Genomic DNA, 17,787 nt, shown 5'->3' on the forward strand with positions numbered 1-17,787 from the left:
ACCGGCCACGCGGCGGGCGCGACCGGCATCCCGCGCTCCCGGAGTGTGTGAGACCGGCCGGTCGTCAGGCCGCAGACGCGACCGCCGGGGAGATGCGCTTGCGGGCCTTCTTGTCCGCGGTGCTGCTCACGAACGCCTGCGCCTCCTCCTTGCGCTCGAAGACGTGCGGCGCGACCCCGCGCTTGTTCAGGGCTTCCTCCATCTTGAGGCGCAGGAAGGCGCTCGTCGCGTAGCGGGTGGTGGTCGCGTAGTAGTTGGCCTGCAGGTACTGGACCATGCCGGCGTAGTCGTCGACCAAGTTCTCATTGAGCCGGAAGCCGTCGTGGTTGATCACGGCGTTGACCCGCTGACCCGCCTTCCGGCAGGCCTCGACGATGGTCATGCGCAGCTCGTCCATGTCGCCCTTCACCCGGCAGTACCAGCCCTCCAGGTTGACGAAGAGGATGTTGCGCTCGCCGTCGTAGCTGACGCGGGACTTGAGATCGAGGTTGAGCAGGTCCGAGATCAGCTCCATCGGCTCGTCGCGGAAGATCCGCGGGTCCATCGGCACCGGATTGCGCACCACGGGGGCGAAGTCCATGTGGGCGAGGATGTCGCGCTCGATATCGATCCCGGGCGCGACCTCGACCAGTTCCAGCCCCTCCGGCGTCAGCTGGAAGACGCAGCGCTCGGTCACGTAGAGGACCGGCTGCGAGCGCTCGACCGCGTAGGGACCGGAGAACGTGTTCTGCTGGACTTGGGTCACGAACTTGCGGGCCTTGCCCTCCTGCACGATGCGCACCTGACCGTCGCTCACCGCGATCTCCAGGCCGCCGGCCGTGAACGTCCCGGCGAACACGACGGTGCGGGCGTTCTGCGAGATGTTGATGAAGCCGCCGCAGCCGTTCAGCTTGCCGCCGAACCGCGAGGTGTTGACGTTGCCGGCCGCATCGCACTCGGCCATGCCCAGGCAGGTCATGTCGAGGCCGCCGCCGTCGTAGAAGTCGAACATCTGGTTCTGGTCGATGATGCAATCGGCGTTGGTGGCGGCGCCGAAGCTCGAACCGGAGGCCAGCACTCCGCCCACCGCGCCCGCCTCGGTGGTGAGCGTGATGTAGGGGGTGATCTTCTCCTCGTTGGCGACCGATGAGATCCCCTCGGGCGCGCCGACGCCGAGATTGACCACGCCGTTCGGCGGCAGCTCGAAGGCGGCGCGGCGCGCGATGATCTTGCGCTCGTTGAGCGCCATCCGCTTGATGCCGGTGACCGGGACCCGGATCTCGCCGGCCAGCGCGGCGTCGTGCATCACGCCGTAGTTCATCCGGTGCATCTCGGGTTCGGCGACCACAACGCAGTCGACGAGAATGCCGGGGACACGCACGTCCTTCGGCAGGAGGTAGCCGTCGTCGACGATGCGCTCGACCTGGGCGATGACGATGCCGCCGTTGTTTCGGGCCGCCATGGCCTGGGCGAGGCAGTCCAGGGTCAGCGCCTCCTTCTCGTAGGAGAGATTGCCCGACGGGTCGGCCGAGGTGGCGCGGATGAAGGCGACGTCGATCTTGGTCGCCGTGTAGAACAGCCACTCCTCGCCATCGACCTCGACGAGTTTGACGATGTCCTCGGTGGTCAGCTCGTTGACCTTGGCGCCCCCGTGTCGCGGGTCGACATAGGTCTTCAGGCCGACCTTCGAGAACAGGCCCGGCTGGCCCGCCGCGCAGGCCCGATAGAGCTGGGAGATCACGCCCTGGGGCAGGTTGTAGCCGCGGATCAGGTTGTCCTGGGCGGCCTTGGCCACCTTCGGCATGCGGCCGAAATTGGCCGCGATGACCCGCGAGAGGAGGCCGTCATGGTGCAGGCGGCCGGTGCCGAGCCCTTTGCTGTCGCCGGCGCCCGCCGTCATGATCAGGGTGAGGCCGCGCGGCGATCCGGTCTCGACGAACCGCTTCTCGAGGGCGGCGTGCAGGGCCTCCGGGATGCAGCTCTGGACAAACCCCGTGGTGGTCACGACGTCGTTCTCGCGGATCAGCGCGATCGCCTCTTCCGCCGAGATGACCTTGTTCTTCCTCATGGAGCCCGTGATCCTCCCCGGCACCTCAGGAGCGGCCGGCCGTGATGCCCGCCGCCTCCGACTGTGCCATGCGCCGCCCCCGTGGTGCCGGGACGTCTCGGCCCCGGAAGTCGGCTGAGTTTTGAATACGATCGTTATTGCACCGCATCAATATTTGCGGCACTGCACGAGGGCACATGCCGGCCTCGTGACAGTACTCCGAGAATGCAGTTCGGCGCTCCTGAAAAACTCTTCGGTCCACGATCAGAAAAATTGCGCGCTCCTCGGGGCTGTCGGCCGCCTGTGCTCCGCCGCACGCGGTTTTCACGGTCCGCGTGTGCCGGCTCACCGCGGCGTCGCCCGATCCGGTGTCTCTCGGTCCCGACACGACAGGAGGCGATCATGAACCGAGATCCGAGAGCCCGCAGCAGGCAGCCCGACGGCAAGGCCCGACCGGCGGAGTCCACCCGCGAGACCGAATCCCGCGCACGCGAGGCGGTGGTGGATGCCTGGCGCCGGGCGCTCCACCGGATGCGCGAGCGGCGCGCGGCCCAGGACCGCGCCGATCCGGGCCGTTGAGACCGGAGCGGGACCGGAAGGTCGGATCGGCCCCCGACGTCGCCCGAATGGTGACGGGGACCGACCCTTTTTCTCTACTTGGCGCGCCGCGGCGGGGGCGGCACAGCGTGGGCAACGAACGGGGAGTATGTGAGCCGATGGACGACGACGTCGCAGACGGCATGGACGGCGGCGACGCGAGTTCCGCGGCGGCGCAGGAAGCGAACGGGATCGCTTTCCTGCTGGCGAGCGCGGCCTACCTGACGCTCGCGGACGCGCATCTCCGGCGGGAAGGTCCGGAGGGACTGGCTCTCATGGACGAGATCGAGGACCGGATCACGGAGGCGCTGCGGAGCTTCGTCGAGGAGACGTCCTACGAGGACGCGCGGCCGGACATTCTCCAGCACGCCACCCGCAAGGTCCGCGCCCTGCTCGACGCGGGGCGCTCGCTGGCACCGGAGATGCGGCGCTTCCAGTAGGCACCGGCCCGCATCGGAGCGCGCTCCTCGCCCTGGCGCCGTCGCTCTGGGTTTCAGCGCGGCGCTGTGGCACCCGCGGTGACGGCGCGTTCGACGGCGCGCCGGACCGATCAGCGAATGCCCCCGTCACGCAGGCGGTACCACGCGATGATCGCCGAGACGTACAGCCGGTTGGGACCGTGAAGCGGAAGCGGCTCGATCGGCGTGAGCGGCAAAGGCAGGCTGCCGGCATCCCCGGTGGCGATGTAGGTGGCCATCGCCCGGCCCATCGCCGACTGCAGGCCGACGCCCCGACCCTGGCAGCCGATATCGATGAGCAGGCCGGGCGCCGGCTCGTGGAGATGGGGCAGGTAGTCCCGGGTGATCGCGACCCGGCCGCACCAGCGATGGTCGAAGGCGATCCCGTCCAGCTGCGGGAAGAGCTTGGCCACGATCCGCTCGAGATGCGCCCAGTCGGCGGGGCTGCGCGGCTCCCGGAACGGCCCGCGCCCGCCCATCAGCAGGCGGCCGGTATGGTCGAGACGGAAATAGAGCAGGAGCTTCCGCGTGTCCGAGGAGACGTGACCTTCGGGCAGGATCGAGCGCCGAAGGTTGTCGGTCAGCGGCACCGTCGCGACCTGGAACGAATTCGCCGCGATCACCGTCCGCGCGAGGTTCGGCCAGAGCCCGCCCGTGTAGCCGTTGGTGCACAGAACGACCCGGCCGGTCGTCACCCGCTCGCCCTGGGCCGTCGTGACCGTCCAGCCCGACCCGGTCCGTTCGAGGGCGGTGACAGGCGACGCGCCGTGGATCGTGGCGCCGGCCTTCTGGGCAGCCCGGGCGAGGCCGCGGGCGTAGCTCAGGGGCTGGATCGCCCCGCCGCGGCCGTCGAGCCAGCCGCCGAGATAGCGGTCGGTCCCCAGCAGCTGCTCGGTCTCGGCCCGGTCGAGGACGCGGGCCGGGGCCCCGAGCTCCGCCCACTGGGCCGCCCGCTTCGCGACCTCGGCGAGCCCGACCTCGGTATGGGCGCCCTGGATCCAGCCGGAGCGGCGGTGCGGCACGTCCATCCCGTGCCGGGCGATGAGATCGAACACGACGTCGGCGGTCCCGCCGGCGAAGCGCGCGAGCCGCTCGCCGCGCTCCCGACCGAACCGCGCGACGAGGTCGGCGGGATCGTATTTGAGGCCCGGGATGACCTGGCCACCGTTGCGACCGGACCCGCCGTAGCCGACCTCCTGCGCCTCGAGCACGACGGGTCGGATGCCGCGCTCGGCGAGATGCAGGGCGGTGGAGAGGCCGCAGAACCCGCCGCCGACGATCACCACCTCGGCCAACCCCGATCTGGCGAGGGGCGGCGTGTCCGGCGCGGGCGCCGCCGTGGTGGCCCAGAGCGAGGGTGCGAGCGGGAACGGTTCGGCCACGGCTTGTCCTAGAGCGGGTGCAGCACGCGCTGCAGGAAGTCCCGGGTGCGCGGGTTCTGCGGCCGGTTGAGGACTTCGGCGGCCGGCCCCTGCTCGACGAGGCGACCGCCGTCGAGGAACAGGACCCGGTCGGCGACCTCGCGGGCGAAGCCGATCTCGTGGGTGACCACGATCATCGTCATGCCCTCGTCGGCCAGAGCCCGCATGACCTTCAGCACGTCGCCGACCAGCTCGGGATCGAGGGCCGACGTCGGCTCGTCGAACAGGATCGCCTCCGGTCGCATGGCGAGTGCCCGGGCGATCGCGACACGCTGCTGCTGCCCGCCGGAGAGCTCGTTCGGCCGGGCGTGCTCCTTGCCCGAGAGCCCGACTCGCGCGAGCAGGGCGCGCGCCCGCTCCTCGGCCTCCCCACGGGGCTCGCCCTTCACGTGGATCGGCCCCTCGACGACGTTCTCGAGGGCGGTCCGGTTGGCGAACAGGTTGAAGCGCTGGAAGACCATGGAGACCCGCGTGCGGATCGCCTTGATGCCGCGCTTGTCCCGGTCCACCCGTTGCCCGTCGACGCGGATCTCGCCGCCGTCGTAGGCCTCGAGCCCGTTGATGCAGCGCAGGAGGGTCGACTTGCCGGATCCCGAGGGCCCGATGATGCAGACGACCTCGCCCTTCGTGACCTCGGCCGAGACGCCCTTGATCACCTCCAGCGCGCCGTAATGCTTCCGGACGTCCTCCAGCACGATCATCGGTGCCGCCCCTTCGCCTCGAAGTGGCGGACCATCAGGATCAGCGGAAGGCTCAGCGCGAGGTACATCAGCGCCACCAGCGTGTAGACGCTGGTGTTCTTGAAGGTCGACGAGGCGATCAGCTTTCCCTGGAGCGCCAGCTCGGCGACCGTGATGGTCGAGGCCTGCGACGAGTCCTTGAGCATCATGATCATGATGTTGCCGTAGGGCGGCAGCGCGATCCGGATCGCCTGCGGCAGGATCACCCGCCGCATGGTCATGCCCCAGCCCATGCCGATCGACAGCGCCGCCTCGACCTGGCCGCGATCCACCGCCTCGATGCCGGCGCGGAAGTTCTCGGCCTGATAGGCCGAGTAGGCGATGCCGAGCCCGATGATCGCCGCCTGGACGGCGGTGAGCGACAGGCCGAAATCGGGCATCACGAAGTAGATGTAGAACAACTGCACGATGATCGGGATGCCGCGCAGGATGTTGATCATCACCGCGCTGAAGCCCGAAAGGACCGCGATGCCGGAGACCCGCATCACCGCCCAGACCAGCCCGAGGAGGGTCGAGACCACCAGGGACGCAAGGGTGATCAGGATGGTGAGCTGCACGCCCTGAAGCAGGATCGGCAGGTAGTCCTGGGCGTCGGCGAGGAACTCGCGCATGAAAGTCAGGACCGGTCGGCCGACGGCGGCAGGCCCCACTTGGTGAGGATCGCCTGGAGCGTCCCATCGGCTTTCAGCTTGGCGAGCGCCGCGTCGATCTTGGCCAAGAGTTCGGTGTCGGTCTTTCGGACGCTGAGGCCCACCGAGGCGACCACGGTCGGCTTGAAGGTCTCGACCAGGCGGACGCCGGGGAACAGCCCCTGCTTCACGTAGTAGGCCAGGATCGGCGCGTCGGCGAAGCCGGCCTTCAGCCGCCCGGAATTCACGTCGCGGATGATGTCGGGGATCGCGTCGTAGATCTTCACCTCGTTGAAGAGCCCCGACTTCTTCAGCGGCTCGACGAAGGCGGTGCCGACCTGGGCGCCGACGGTCTCACCCTTCAGGTCGGCGAAGGACGTGTAATCCTTCGTGTCGGTCTTCGGCACGATCAGCCCCTCGCCGTAGCTGTAGACGGGCGCCGAGAACGACACGACCTCCTTGCGCTGCGGCGTGATGAACATCGCCGCCGCGATGATGTCGATCTTCGAGGCAGTGAGGGCCGGGATCAGCGTGGAGAATTGCAGCGGCTCCACCGCGACCGTGAAGCCGGCTTCCTTGCTGACCGCGTTGACCAGGTCGACCATCACGCCCTGAATGGTGTTCGTCTTGGTGTCGAGGAAGGTGAAGGGCAGACCCGTGGGCGTCGAACCCACCTTCAGGGGCTGCGCGCCGACGGCGGCCCCGAGGATGCCGAGGAGCAGCGCCGACGACAGACACAGCTTCGCCAACCGTCTTCTCATGGTGCCGCTCCCGTGCATTGCCCGGGTCACGCGGCGGAAGCCGGCGCCCGCTTTCATTCTCGTGAAGAATACCGCATGTTTTCGGTATCGACGCAAGCGACTTTCACGTGCATGAAGAAGCCCAGGAGAGGCAGGCTGGCGTGACCGTGAGCATCCCCCGCAGCGAGGCAACGGGTCCGGAACCGGTCGACCGGGCCGTGGGTCAGCGCCTGCGTGGCCTGCGGCGCGCGCGCGGTCTCTCGCTCGAAGCTGTGGCGTCCAGCACGGGCCTGTCGATCGGCTTCATCAGCCAGGTCGAGCGGGGTCTGTCGTCGCCGTCCCTTCGGGTCCTGGCGCTGCTCGCCGACACGCTGCAGATCGGGATCGGCGGCCTCTTCGAGCCCGGGCCCGACGCGCCTGACCCCGACCCGATCGTGGTCTTCCGGAAGGACCGGCCGGAACTTCAGCTCTGGCGGGCCGGCATCACCAAGCAGCTCCTGACCCCGCCCGGCGGCACGCAGGGGATGAGCCTGTTCCACATGGTGCTGAAGGCCGGGGCGAGCACCGGCGACGAGCTGTTCAGTCACGACGGGGAGGAGGCCGGCCTCGTCCTCGCTGGGCGGCTCACCCTGATCGTCGAGTCGCGCACGCTTCAGCTCGCGGAGGGCGACAGCTTCCGCTTCGAGAGCCGGCGGCCGCACCGCTTCAGCAATCCCGACCCGCGCAGCCAGACCATCGTCCTGTGGGTCAACGTCCTCGGATCGCCACCTCCGAGCTGAGCCCGACGCAGCGTGTCAGTTGCTCAGCCGCACGCTCGCGAGCGTGGTGCTGAAAAGCTTCAGCATGGCGGCGGTGATGTCGCCGTTCGTGGTGACCGGGAAATACATACCGTCGGATGCGCAGGCCTGCAGGGACGGCCCGATCTGCGACTCGTAAGGCCTCACGTACCGGTTATAGAAATCGTTGTCGTAGATCGGCAGGTACTGCGTGTAGATGATGCCGATCTTGACGTTCTTGTTCTTAAGGGCCGAACAGGTCGACGGGCTGAGGGGCCCGATGAAGCGGTTGCTCTGTATCTGGAAACCCGCGCTCTGGTTGGTGACGCTCCCACCGGTATCCTCGACACCGTCGGTGACCAGGAAGAGAAAGCGGATCGGCTTATCCGGTGTCAGACCGTCGCCGCTGGCTGGGATCGTCGTGTTCATTCTCGCAATCGCGCGCTCGAAATCGGTCTGATTGTCCGACTGATTGTAGTATGCGTACGCGATGTCGATGTTCGGGGCCGCGTTCTTGATGTTGTTCAACGTCGGCGTCATCGCCTGCAATTTCGTTTGTGTCACCGAATCGTTGAAGGTCCACATCTCCATCTGAAACTGCTGCGGCAGCAGCATGCTGACGTTCGCCTGATCGACGAGCGCGGAGACAGCCTCCCGCAGGACCTGGATGCGCAGCTTGATGTTGTTCCTCAAAGCGATGTGATAATTGTCGTTCTGATCATCGCCGGTAATGTTGCCCTTCTTGTCGAACGTGTGCTGGTGGCACGCGAATGCGCAACCGTTGGTCGCGATCTTCATGTTTTGGACGTCGGCATCGGTCGCCGCGAGACCCATCGACGGCGAGTTGTCGAGCAAGAGGTAATAGTTGATATATTGTGACGTATTGCGGGTCGCCGAAGACGTGCCGCTGACAGGCATGGCCGGGATCTGCATCATCGACGCCAAGCTGGTCTTGACCGTCGCCGTGTAGCTCGCAGTCAGGCTCAGCGTCTTCGAGGTGTTGACCGGCGCTCCGGGCGTGAAGGAGGTGACTGTCACACCCGGGACCTTGGCGGCCTCCGTACGGAACTGGGTCTCCATGTTCTGCAAGGTTGTCGTCGGGATCGTGTTGGTCTTCTGCGACATCACCGCGAGCACGGCGCCGTCGAGCGCGGCGTCAAGTTGGGTCTTGGCGGCGTTGCGGCGCCCGTAATCGACCGCCGCGGCCGTGGCGAACATGACCGGCAGCGTCACGAGCGCGAACGTGACCGCGACTTGACCGGAGCGCGCCCGAAAAAACGCCGTCGCGACCATCTCGAGAGCACGGTTCAACCGGATACGGAATACCGACACGGACCTTCCTCGAACCTTAGTTGTAGACCGGACAGGCGGCGCCGCCCGGCATGACGATTTCGCTGGGCGTTCGCTCCGACCACGGGACCTGCCGCGTGAACGTCAAGCCGCGGCCCCCGAAGATCCAACGGTACAGGGCGCTCCCGATGATCGGGGTGTAGGGCATCGTGACTTCCGCCAAAATGTAGCGGGCACCGTCGAACTGATAGGCGGCCGGGGTCGCGGGGAGCCCGTTGCTCCCGTTGGCCTGATTGGCCGGGCGCTTCGTCGCGTTCTGCGGCCAGCTCGAACAGACGAAGCCCTTGAGCGTCCCGTTGATCGACTCCACGCCCATCGCGTTGACGACGATCTGCAAACCGGATGCGTCCAGCGGGCGCAGGATCGCGGTCGCCGCACCGGCGATCTTCGTCATCCCGTCCTGCGTCGCCAGGGCATTGTCCATGCGACCGGACAGATCGCCGAGCGTGCGCGCGAAAAGGGTCAGTTTCCGGGTCGCGTCGACGACGCGCGTCAGCTCGGCGGTGCCGAAGTACAGGATGATCAGCAGGGGCAGGACGAGCGCGAACTCGACGGCGGCGATCCCGCGCTCGTCGCGGCGAAAGCGGCTGAGGCGGACCGGCAGACCGTCCATCAAGAGCACCCCGACGGTGCGGTGTACGGTTCCACCTTGAACACCGTCGCGGCCTGTAGCACTCGCCGCTTGTTCGGCAGATTGGGCACACCGGCACCGAGCAGAGGGAAGAAGACCGGGATATCCACGGCGGCCTGCACGACCACGATGGCCGAGTTTCCGGCGCACGCGTAGCCGGCGAAGTTCGGATTCCAGTCGCTCGCCCCGCTGGCGTTGGCCGCGACGGGCGAGACCGGATTGGCGGAGTCGTAGTCGGCCACCTTGGTCACGCTGACCCGGACGTTGGCGCAGGTGAAGATCGTCACCCGGGGGGTGCCATTCGGTTGCGTGCAGATCGCCGTGCGGAAGCGGCTCATCAGCGTCGCGGTGTCGGTTGTGCCCGCATTCGTCGTCTGGAACGCGCCCGTGTAGATCTGCCGGCTGGCGTCGGACACCGCCTGCTGCAGGATCTCCTGCTCCCAGAAAACGATCCCGTTCTCGAGGCAGGCCCCGACCAGTGCGAAGAACGGCAAAGCCACCAGAGCGAACTCGACGGCCGTCGCACCATCGCGGGCCTGCGCGTACCGCGAGGCCAGCTCCCGGATGACGAGCGAGCGCCACGCCGCTCGGATTGCCGTGCTCACATCCCAGCTCGAAGTTGGAACCACCGAGCTCGATGAAGCATCAAAAGCTTACTTTTCTCCGCGCATCACTGCTCAAAGTCGACTCTTCCTCACCACAATCCTGCGCGGCAGATGACGGTATAGTCTCTTATCGTCAACCAACAGTTGAAAACATCGCGTTCCCGGTCACGCAGCAGGGCTTCGCTGGAATAGCGCCGTTCGGCGCCGAAGTAACGGACACGTGAGCACCTGTTCTCCGACTTCACGAGACAATGTGCGCGAGCGACGCGATTTGAGCGGCGCCCTGTTCGGAAATAGGCCGTTTTAAAGTCGTGATCTCCCTGGCAGATAGGTAACCAAATCGAGATAAATCGCATTAAGCGCAGCTTAAGAGATCGCCGATATTTTCGCGAGCCACTATAAACCGCCTGGCGATCCCCGATCATGGCCCGTGCTCTGCCGGACGTTGTCTCCATCGAAGAGGGGGTCGGGCTCCTGCGAACCCAGCTCCTGTCGATCTCCGACGCGATCGCGCGGACCCGTCAGGAGATCGCCGAACTTCGGCAGGAACAGGAGACGAGCCGGGCCCGCGACGAACTCCACGCCGTCGTGCAGGGCACGGAAGACGCCACCAACGCGATCCTGACGGCCTCGGAGAAGGTGGACACGCTCGCGCGCGGAATCGTGCGGCGATCGGGCGAGGACGCCAACAGGGCCGACGCCGCGGCGATCCAGATCGAGATGCAGACCATCTTCGAGGCCTGTAATTTTCAGGACCTCACCGGCCAGCGCATCTCGAAGGTCGTGCGCACCATCGTGCTCGTCGAGGAGCGGATCGGCGAGATGCTACGGGCCTGGTCCGGGCCCGGCGAGGCGTCGGTGCCGACGAGCCCGCCACCCGACAGGCGCAGCGGTGAGGCGGCCCTGCTCAATGGTCCCGTCCTGCCCGGCGACGCCTCGGTCTCGCAGGACACGGTCGACGCGATGTTCCCGTAAGGCACGGTCCGGAAGGCGTGCCGATGGGCCGGATACTTCTCATCACGGACGATCCCGCGCGCAGCCAGGGATTGGCGCAGGATCTCTCCGACGGCCTGTCCTGCGAGGTCCACGACCTGCGCGCCGCGGAGGCGCCTCTCGGCAGCGCGACCGCGATCGTCACCGACGTCCTCGACCTCGGATCGGCCTCCGTCGAGCGTCTGCGCCGCCGTCTGGCCGAGGTCCGGCACGGCGTCCCACTCATCATCCTGCTCCAAACGGACAGCCCGCGGACCCGGCTCCTGGGCGTCGCCCTCGGCGCGACGCACACGCTCTGCGCGCCCTTCGACACGGATCGCCTGCGGGAGACGCTGGGTGCGTCGCGCGCACCCGCGCGCGTCGCGGCCTTCTCGGATGAGCCTGTGCCCGCCTGCGCCTTACGGACGGCCGCGGCGGCGCGCGGCTTCTACGCCTCGGTCTTCGTGCCGGATCAGCCGATCACGCCGGAGGTCATCGACAACGGGACCCAGGCCATCGACCTCGCGATCCGGGAGACCGGGATCCGCGACTGGGTCCGGGCGGTGCGGCAGTTCGACGATGCCACGCACCAGCACTGCCTGCTCGTCGCCGGGCTGGCGGCGGCCTTCGCGGCGAGCCTCGGCCTCGGCGAGCAGGAGCGCCATCGCCTGACGAAGGCGGCCCTGCTGCACGACGTCGGCAAGATCCATATCCCGGCCGCGATCCTCAACAAGCCGGGGCGGCTCGACGACGCCGAACTGGCCGTCATGCGGCTCCATCCGGAGAAGGGCTATAGCATGCTGGTCGATCAGGGCTTCGAGCAGCAGATGCTGCACGTGGTCCGGTCGCACCACGAGATGCTCGACGGATCGGGCTATCCGGACCGCCTCAAGGGCGACGAGATCCCCGACCTGGTCCGTCTGGTCACCGTCTGCGACATCCACGCGGCCCTGATCGAGCAGAGGCCCTACAAGCCGCCGATGGCCAGCGAGGCGGCCTACGCGATCCTGGAGGGCATGGCGGGACGGCTCGACCCGGCGATCGTCGGCGCCTTCCGGCCGGTCGTCGCCGCCTTCGCGCCCCACACCCTCAACGCTGCCTGACGGCGTTCCGCCGCAGCTGCGTCGCGCACCGACGTACGGGCGCCGCGCCGCGGATCCCTCCGGGGCGCGGCGCGATCTGTGTTCCGCACGATGTGCGCGGGCCTCGCCGAAGCGCGGCCCGCGCCGCCGACTTGTCACTCGGCCGGCTGGAGAGCCGGCGCGGGCGCGAGCGGCGCCAGGGTCTGACCGGACAGGGCCGCGGCGAGCTTGGCCTCGTCGACCTCGTTCTCCCAGCGCGCCACGACGATGCAGGCCACCGCGTTGCCGATGAAGTTCGTCAGCGCGCGGCACTCCGACATGAAGCGGTCGACGCCGAGGATCAGCGCCATGCCGACCACCGGCACGGAGGGCACCACGGCGAGCGTCGCCGCGAGGGTGATGAAGCCCGAGCCGGTCACGCCCGCGGCGCCCTTGGACGACAGCATGGCGACGAGCAGCAGCAGCGCCTGCTCGCCGAGGCTCAGCGGCGTGTCGGTCGCCTGGGCGATGAACAGCGCAGCCATGGTCATGTAGATGTTGGTGCCGTCGAGGTTGAACGAGTAGCCCGTGGGCACCACGAGGCCGACGACCGGCTTCGAGCAGCCAGCCCGCTCCATCTTCTCCAGCAGGGAGGGCAGCGCCGACTCGGACGACGACGTGCCGAGCACGAGGAGCAGCTCCTCCTTGATGTAGCGGATGAGCTTGATGATCGAGAAGCCGTTGTAGCGGGCGACCGCGCCGAGCACGACCAGAACGAAGATCGCCGAGGTCAGGTAGAAGGCGCCGACGAGGTAGGCGAGGTTGGCGAGCGAGCTGATCCCGTACTTGCCGATCGTGAACGCCATCGCGCCGAAGGCACCGATTGGGGCGACCTTCATGATGATGTTGACGACGCCGAAGATCGCCTCGGACAGGACCTTGATGATGTCGAGCACCGGCTTGCCGCGGTCGCCCAGGAAGGCGAGGCCGAAACCGAACAGCACCGAGAAGAACAGCACCTGCAGGATCTCACCGCCCGCGAAGGCGCCGACCGCCGTCGTGGGAATGATGTTCATCAGGAAGTCGACGATGCTCTGCTCCTTCGCCTTGCCGGCGTAGGTGGCGACCGCCTTCGGATCCAGGGACTTCGGGTCGATGTGCAGGCCGTTGCCCGGCTGGAGCACGTTGGCGACGACGAGGCCGACGATCAGCGCCAGCGTCGAGAACGTCAGGAAGTAGATCAGGGCCTTGCCGCCGACCCGGCCGACCTTCTCGAGATTGGTCATGCCGGCGATGCCGGAGACGACGGTCAGGAAGATCACCGGGGCGATGATCATCTTGACCAGCTTGATGAAGGCGTCGCCCAGCGGCTTCAACTCGGCGCCGAGCTGCGGGTAGAAATGTCCGAGCAGGATGCCGATCGCGACGGCGACCAGGACCTGAAAGTAGAGCGTCCGGTACAGCGGCTTCGGTCTGGCGGGCGGATGCGGGGCGGTGAGTGGTGATGGCACGGCAGCCATGGGGCGTTCTCCCTGTCGCGAGCTTCGGATGGGGCGGCTTGCGTCGGCGTGAGCCGACGGTGTCCGCGCTTGCTGTTGGCCTTTCGGCGCGCAGCCGTTCACTGGCGACATGGCTGCGTTACGTGACGGGAATGGCAACCGGCATGCCACTCGGACGCCGGCCGCTACTTTTCTTTAACCAGCTGATTAAGATGAGCTTTTTCTTGAAGGCGGCGGTGGGCGAGGCGCGCCAGAATGCGGATTCTCGCACGCGGCCAGCCGGAACGGTCCGGATTCCCGGACAGGCCGGCCGCCGTTGAGCGCGCTGACGCTGTCCGGCCAGGGCAAGCCCTCGCGCCGGGGCCTCGCCGTCTTGGTCGGGCTCTGCGCGATCCTCGTGGCGGCGTGGCTCGCCGGCCGGGCCGCAGAGCGCTGGGCCCTGTCGGACCTGCGGCGCGGCGCCCGCTCGGCGATCGGCCTGCAGGTCGGCGTGCTGCTCGCGGAGATGCAGAAGCAAGCGTCCCTGCCGCTAGCGCTCGCCGCCGACCCCGAGGTCGCCGCCGCGGTCGGCCCCGATCCCGGACGCGACCTCCTGGATCGTGTCGATCGGCGGCTCGCCCAGGTCGCGGCCGCCACCGGATCAGCGGTCATCTACGTCATCCGCGCCGACGGTCTCTCGGTCGCGGCGAGCAACGCGGGGGAGGATCGCAGCTTCGTCGGCCGGGACTACGGTTTCCGCCCCTATTTCAAGCAGGCTCTGGCCGGCGGGGCCGGATCCCAGTTCGCCCTGGGAACAGTCAGCGGTCGGCCGGGCCTGTACCTCGCGCGCCGGATCGGGGCCGGGACCGGCGTGGTGGTGGTGAAGGTCGAGTTCGACGCGGTCGAGGCGGCTTGGCGCGCCGCCCGCGAGGTCACCTTCGTGACCGATGCCCGGGGCATCGTCCTCGTCACCAGCGAGCCGAACTGGCGCTTCGACACCCTCCACGCCGTCGACGCGGCCGAACGCGCACGGATCGAGGCGGGACAGGAATTCGGCGCCGCGCGCCTCGAGCGGCTGCCGATCCATCCGGTCGCGGGCGAACCGGACGTGGTGCGGGTCGGACGCGGGTCGGTCCCGGCCTGGACCGCCATCCAGTCGCAGGCGCCCGTGCCCGGCACGGACTGGCAACTGCGGACACTGACGCCGGTCGGGACCGCCGTCGAGCGGGAGCGCCTGCAGGCCTGGATCATCGCGGCCCTGGTCACGGCGCTCGCCGGGTACGGACTCTTCACCCTGGCCGATCGGGGGCGCCGGACACGGGCCCGGCTCGCCGAGGCCGCGGCGCGCCGGGCGGAGCTGGAATCCAGCGTCGAGGCGCGCACGCGGGCGCTGCGTGAGACCAACGCCCAGTTGCGCGCCGAGATCGCTGAGCGGCAGCGCGCCGAGGCCGAGCGCGAGCGCCTCGGCCGCGAACTGGCGCAGGCCGGCCGGCTCGCCGCCTTGGGCCAATTCGCGGCCAGCATGGCCCACGAGATCAACCAGCCGCTGGCGGCGATCCGCTCCTACGCGGACAACGCCGCGATCCTCATTCGCCGCGGTCGGGGCGAGGACGCGGCCGAGAACGCCGCCGCCATCGGGCGGCTCACCGACCGGATCGCCGGCCTCACGCGGCAGCTCAAGGGCTTCGCCCGGCGCGCCTCGCCGCGGCGGGAGCCGGTGCTACTGCGCGAGGTGGTGGCGAACGCGCTGGAACTCGTGGCGGCGCGCGCCGCCGCGCTCCAGGTCTTGCTGGAGGCGGACCGGCCCGCCCCGGAGCTACGCGTCCTCGGAGACGGTCCGCGGCTGGAGCAGGTGCTGGTCAACCTCTTGCAGAATGCCATCGACGCTGTGGCGGGGCGCGCGGAGGCCCGCGTCTGCCTGCGCCTCGTCGAGAGCGGCGAGCGGGTCGCGATCGAGGTGGCCGATACCGGGCCCGGGATCCCCGCGGAGGTGTGCGGCCAGGTTTTCGACGCGTTCTTCACGACCAAGGCGGACGGCCTCGGCCTGGGCCTCGCCATATCCCGCGGGATCGTGGAGGATTGCGGCGGGAACCTGATCCTGGCCGGCGGCGACGGCGCCGGGACGGTCTTCCGGATGGAGTTGATCCGGGCGGGGGACGCGGTCCCGAGCGTGGGCAAGCCCGTGGGAGCGACACCGTGAACGGATCGGCAGACGCGCAGGCGGAGACCGAGCGCGTCGTGTTCGTCGATGACGAGGCGGACGTGCGCCGGGCCAATGGCCAGAGCCTGGAACTCGAAGGTTTCACCGTCGAGACCTTCGCGGCCGCCGAGCCGGCGCTCGCGGCGATCCTGGCCGCGCCGCCCGGCGTGGTCGTCACCGACGTGCGGCTGCCGGGGCTCGACGGCGTCGCCCTCCTGGCGCGACTGCGCCGGGTCGATCCCGACCTGCCGGTCATCCTCATCACCGGCCACGGCGACATCCGCATGGCGGTGGCCGCCATGCAGGAGGGTGCGTACGACTTCCTGGCCAAGCCCTATCCCGCCGAAGCGCTCGTCGGGTCCGTTCGCCGGGCGCTCGAGCGGCGCCGGCTCGTCATGGAGAACCGGGCGCTGCGGGCCCGGCTCGACGCGGCCACCGGGGAGGATCCGGCTTTCCTCGGGACGTCCCCGGAGATCGTGGGGCTGCGCGCCCTGGTGCGCGAGGTCGCGCGGGCCGATGTCGACGTGCTGGTCTTCGGCGAGACCGGGTCCGGCAAGGAGGTTGTGGCGGGCGCCCTGCACCGGTGGAGCCGTCGCGCCGAGCGGAACCTCGTGGCGATGAACTGCGGGGCACTGCCCGACAGCGTCGTCGAGAGCGAGCTGTTCGGGCACGAGGCCGGGGCCTTCACCGGGGCCCTCAAGCGCCGCGTCGGCCGCATCGAGCACGCGCAGGGCGGTACGCTCTTCCTCGACGAGATCGAGAGCATGCCGCTGCCGCTGCAGGTCAAGCTCCTTCGGGTGCTCCAGGAGCGAACCGTGGAACCGCTCGGCACCAACGAGGTGCGGCCGGTCGACATGCGGGTGGTGGCCGCCACGAAGGTCGATCTCGGGCAGGCGGCCGCGCAGGGCACCTTCCGCGACGACCTCTACCACCGGCTCAACGTCATCACGATCACGATCCCGCCCCTGCGCGATCGCGGGGACGACGTGCTGCTGCTCTTCCAGCATTTCCTGCGCCGCGCCGCCGAGAAGTTCGGGCGCCCGGTGCCGCCGGTCACGGCGGCAATCCGCGATCACCTGCGCCGACACGCTTGGCCGGGCAACGTCCGCGAGCTCGGCCATTTTGCCGAGCGCTGCGCGCTGGGGCTCGCCGCGACGGCGCAGCCCGCCGCCGAGCTGGCGGCCGGCAGCCTCGCCGATCAGGTCGATCGCTTCGAGCGCCAACTGATCCGCGACGAGCTGATCATGGCCGGCGGCGATGTCCGCGCCGCCGCCGAGGCTCTCGGCCTGCCGCGCAAGACCCTCTACGACAAGATGGCCCGGCACGGCCTGACGCCGGGCGACTACCGCTAGGACGGCCGGGTTCGGCATGTCCTGAGACCGCGACGGCCCCGGCTCCAGCGCGGGATCGCCGCGACGGCGACATGCCGAAAAGGGGTACGTGGACCGGTGCGGAAACTGCTTAGCGTGGCTGACGGATCCCCCCGCCGAGCCGCCCATGCCCCGCTTCTTCATCGATCTGCACGACGGAACCGAACTGGTCCGCGACAAGGACGGCTACGACCTGCCCAGTCTCGAAGCCGCCCGTTCGCAGGCTGTGAAGATCATGACGCGCATCGCCCAGGGGCTCTCCGACCGGCCCGGGCGTCAGGATTACATCGCGGCGGTCCGCGACGACGCGGGCGTGGTGCGGATGCGCTTCCGGGTGTCGCTCGATGCCGGCCCCGTCGGCTGAGGCTCAGGGGTGCGGAACTGCCGAAAAGTTCGTGCCTCTGGTTGAGTCGGCGCCCGGAAAGGCCGCCGTGTGTGGAACCAGGCGGGCTGGATTCGATGGTAGCGAGGGAGGGACTCGAATCCCCGACATAGAGATTGCGGTGCTTCGCTTCTGCGCTGCGATTCGAGCACTGAGCTGTCAACTTGGCGGCCGAAGGCACCAGTCGTACCCCAGCACGAAAGCTTCGCGCCGTCCGCGACGAGGAGAGTCCTGCTGTTCCGGTTTCGGGTGTCAGATCTGAGAAGCGGATGCCGGGCGGTGGGCCAAAATTCGCCATGAAACGGCGGCCGAGGGCATACGTACCGCCGGCCGGACGACGTCGCCGGCGCG

Annotated in this window: 17 protein-coding genes; 8 read left to right on the forward strand and 9 right to left on the reverse strand. The window is 68.7% G+C overall.

Translation table 11 applies throughout. From position 1 onward, the window contains the following. Nucleotides 1–64: 64 nt before the first annotated feature. Nucleotides 65–2,047, reverse strand: a complete 1,983-nt coding sequence (locus J3A75_RS05175) for an acyl CoA:acetate/3-ketoacid CoA transferase (protein ID WP_024827629.1) — start codon at nucleotides 2,045–2,047, stop codon at nucleotides 65–67. A 381-nt stretch (nucleotides 2,048–2,428) separates the two neighbouring features. Here J3A75_RS05175 and J3A75_RS05180 point away from each other — a divergent pair, with 381 nt between their 5' ends. Together J3A75_RS05180 and J3A75_RS05185 are read left to right on the forward strand one after the other, a co-directional pair. Next, complete coding sequence (locus tag J3A75_RS05180; RefSeq protein WP_199825824.1) at nucleotides 2,429–2,605, forward strand: hypothetical protein; 177 nt, start codon at nucleotides 2,429–2,431, stop codon at nucleotides 2,603–2,605. Nucleotides 2,606–2,742: 137 nt separating this feature from the next. Next, the gene (locus J3A75_RS05185; protein ID WP_012317377.1) at nucleotides 2,743–3,063 is read left to right on the forward strand and encodes a hypothetical protein; all 321 of its coding nucleotides are present in this window, start codon (nucleotides 2,743–2,745) and stop codon (nucleotides 3,061–3,063) included. Between the two features lie 110 nt (nucleotides 3,064–3,173). Here J3A75_RS05185 and J3A75_RS05190 read toward each other — a convergent pair whose 3' ends face one another. From J3A75_RS05190 to J3A75_RS05205, 4 genes are read right to left on the reverse strand one after another with little or no spacing between them, the layout of a single operon-like run. Further along, nucleotides 3,174–4,463: an FAD-binding oxidoreductase gene (locus tag J3A75_RS05190; protein WP_209649753.1), complete on the reverse strand. Its 1,290-nt coding sequence runs from the start codon at nucleotides 4,461–4,463 to the stop codon at nucleotides 3,174–3,176. Nucleotides 4,464–4,471: 8 nt separating this feature from the next. Next, nucleotides 4,472–5,203, reverse strand: coding sequence for an amino acid ABC transporter ATP-binding protein (locus tag J3A75_RS05195; protein WP_012317379.1), 732 nt, complete (start codon nucleotides 5,201–5,203; stop codon nucleotides 4,472–4,474). Beyond that, nucleotides 5,200–5,853: an amino acid ABC transporter permease gene (locus J3A75_RS05200; RefSeq protein ID WP_059408275.1), complete on the reverse strand. Its 654-nt coding sequence runs from the start codon at nucleotides 5,851–5,853 to the stop codon at nucleotides 5,200–5,202. The genes J3A75_RS05195 and J3A75_RS05200 overlap by 4 nt, the downstream gene beginning before the upstream one ends. Before the next feature lie 5 nt (nucleotides 5,854–5,858). After that, nucleotides 5,859–6,632, reverse strand: coding sequence for an ABC transporter substrate-binding protein (locus J3A75_RS05205; protein ID WP_041372476.1), 774 nt, complete (start codon nucleotides 6,630–6,632; stop codon nucleotides 5,859–5,861). Between the two features lie 140 nt (nucleotides 6,633–6,772). On the opposite strand from J3A75_RS05205, the gene J3A75_RS05210 reads away from it, so the two are divergent. Then, nucleotides 6,773–7,390: a helix-turn-helix domain-containing protein gene (locus J3A75_RS05210; protein WP_012317382.1), complete on the forward strand. Its 618-nt coding sequence runs from the start codon at nucleotides 6,773–6,775 to the stop codon at nucleotides 7,388–7,390. Between the two features lie 15 nt (nucleotides 7,391–7,405). On the opposite strand, the gene J3A75_RS05215 is transcribed toward J3A75_RS05210, so the two are convergent. Genes J3A75_RS05215 through J3A75_RS05225 form a run of 3 tightly spaced genes read right to left on the reverse strand, consistent with a single transcriptional unit; the run spans nucleotide 7,406 to nucleotide 9,973 of the window. Further along, nucleotides 7,406–8,719 (reverse strand): TadE/TadG family type IV pilus assembly protein, encoded by a 1,314-nt coding sequence (locus tag J3A75_RS05215; RefSeq protein WP_012317383.1) that lies wholly within the window; start codon nucleotides 8,717–8,719, stop codon nucleotides 7,406–7,408. Nucleotides 8,720–8,735: 16 nt separating this feature from the next. Further along, the gene (locus J3A75_RS05220) at nucleotides 8,736–9,350 is read right to left on the reverse strand and encodes a TadE/TadG family type IV pilus assembly protein (protein ID WP_012317384.1); all 615 of its coding nucleotides are present in this window, start codon (nucleotides 9,348–9,350) and stop codon (nucleotides 8,736–8,738) included. Then, nucleotides 9,350–9,973, reverse strand: a complete 624-nt coding sequence (locus tag J3A75_RS05225) for a TadE/TadG family type IV pilus assembly protein (protein WP_070998433.1) — start codon at nucleotides 9,971–9,973, stop codon at nucleotides 9,350–9,352. Before J3A75_RS05225 ends, J3A75_RS05220 begins: the two co-directional genes overlap by 1 nt. Nucleotides 9,974–10,396: 423 nt before the next feature. On the opposite strand from J3A75_RS05225, the gene J3A75_RS05230 reads away from it, so the two are divergent. After that, nucleotides 10,397–10,948: a protein phosphatase CheZ gene (locus J3A75_RS05230; protein WP_043073074.1), complete on the forward strand. Its 552-nt coding sequence runs from the start codon at nucleotides 10,397–10,399 to the stop codon at nucleotides 10,946–10,948. A gap of 23 nt (nucleotides 10,949–10,971) precedes the next feature. Next, the gene (locus J3A75_RS05235) at nucleotides 10,972–12,048 is read left to right on the forward strand and encodes an HD-GYP domain-containing protein (protein ID WP_029360087.1); all 1,077 of its coding nucleotides are present in this window, start codon (nucleotides 10,972–10,974) and stop codon (nucleotides 12,046–12,048) included. 134 nt (nucleotides 12,049–12,182) lie between these two features. Here J3A75_RS05235 and J3A75_RS05240 read toward each other — a convergent pair whose 3' ends face one another. After that, nucleotides 12,183–13,526, reverse strand: a complete 1,344-nt coding sequence (locus J3A75_RS05240) for a dicarboxylate/amino acid:cation symporter (RefSeq protein WP_012317388.1) — start codon at nucleotides 13,524–13,526, stop codon at nucleotides 12,183–12,185. Between the two features lie 295 nt (nucleotides 13,527–13,821). Here J3A75_RS05240 and J3A75_RS05245 point away from each other — a divergent pair, with 295 nt between their 5' ends. The 3 genes from J3A75_RS05245 (at nucleotide 13,822) to J3A75_RS05255 (ending at nucleotide 17,418) form a co-directional block, all read left to right on the forward strand. Further along, nucleotides 13,822–15,684 (forward strand): ATP-binding protein, encoded by a 1,863-nt coding sequence (locus J3A75_RS05245; protein ID WP_070998435.1) that lies wholly within the window; start codon nucleotides 13,822–13,824, stop codon nucleotides 15,682–15,684. Beyond that, nucleotides 15,681–17,036, forward strand: coding sequence for a sigma-54-dependent transcriptional regulator (locus J3A75_RS05250; protein ID WP_012317390.1), 1,356 nt, complete (start codon nucleotides 15,681–15,683; stop codon nucleotides 17,034–17,036). The genes J3A75_RS05245 and J3A75_RS05250 overlap by 4 nt, the downstream gene beginning before the upstream one ends. A gap of 145 nt (nucleotides 17,037–17,181) precedes the next feature. Next, the gene (locus J3A75_RS05255; protein ID WP_012317391.1) at nucleotides 17,182–17,418 is read left to right on the forward strand and encodes a DUF6894 family protein; all 237 of its coding nucleotides are present in this window, start codon (nucleotides 17,182–17,184) and stop codon (nucleotides 17,416–17,418) included. The last annotated feature ends 369 nt before the right edge of the window (nucleotides 17,419–17,787 follow it).

Origin of the sequence: Methylobacterium sp. PvP105 (assembly GCF_017876975.1) — a bacterium.
Lineage (GTDB): Bacteria > Pseudomonadota > Alphaproteobacteria > Rhizobiales > Beijerinckiaceae > Methylobacterium > Methylobacterium radiotolerans.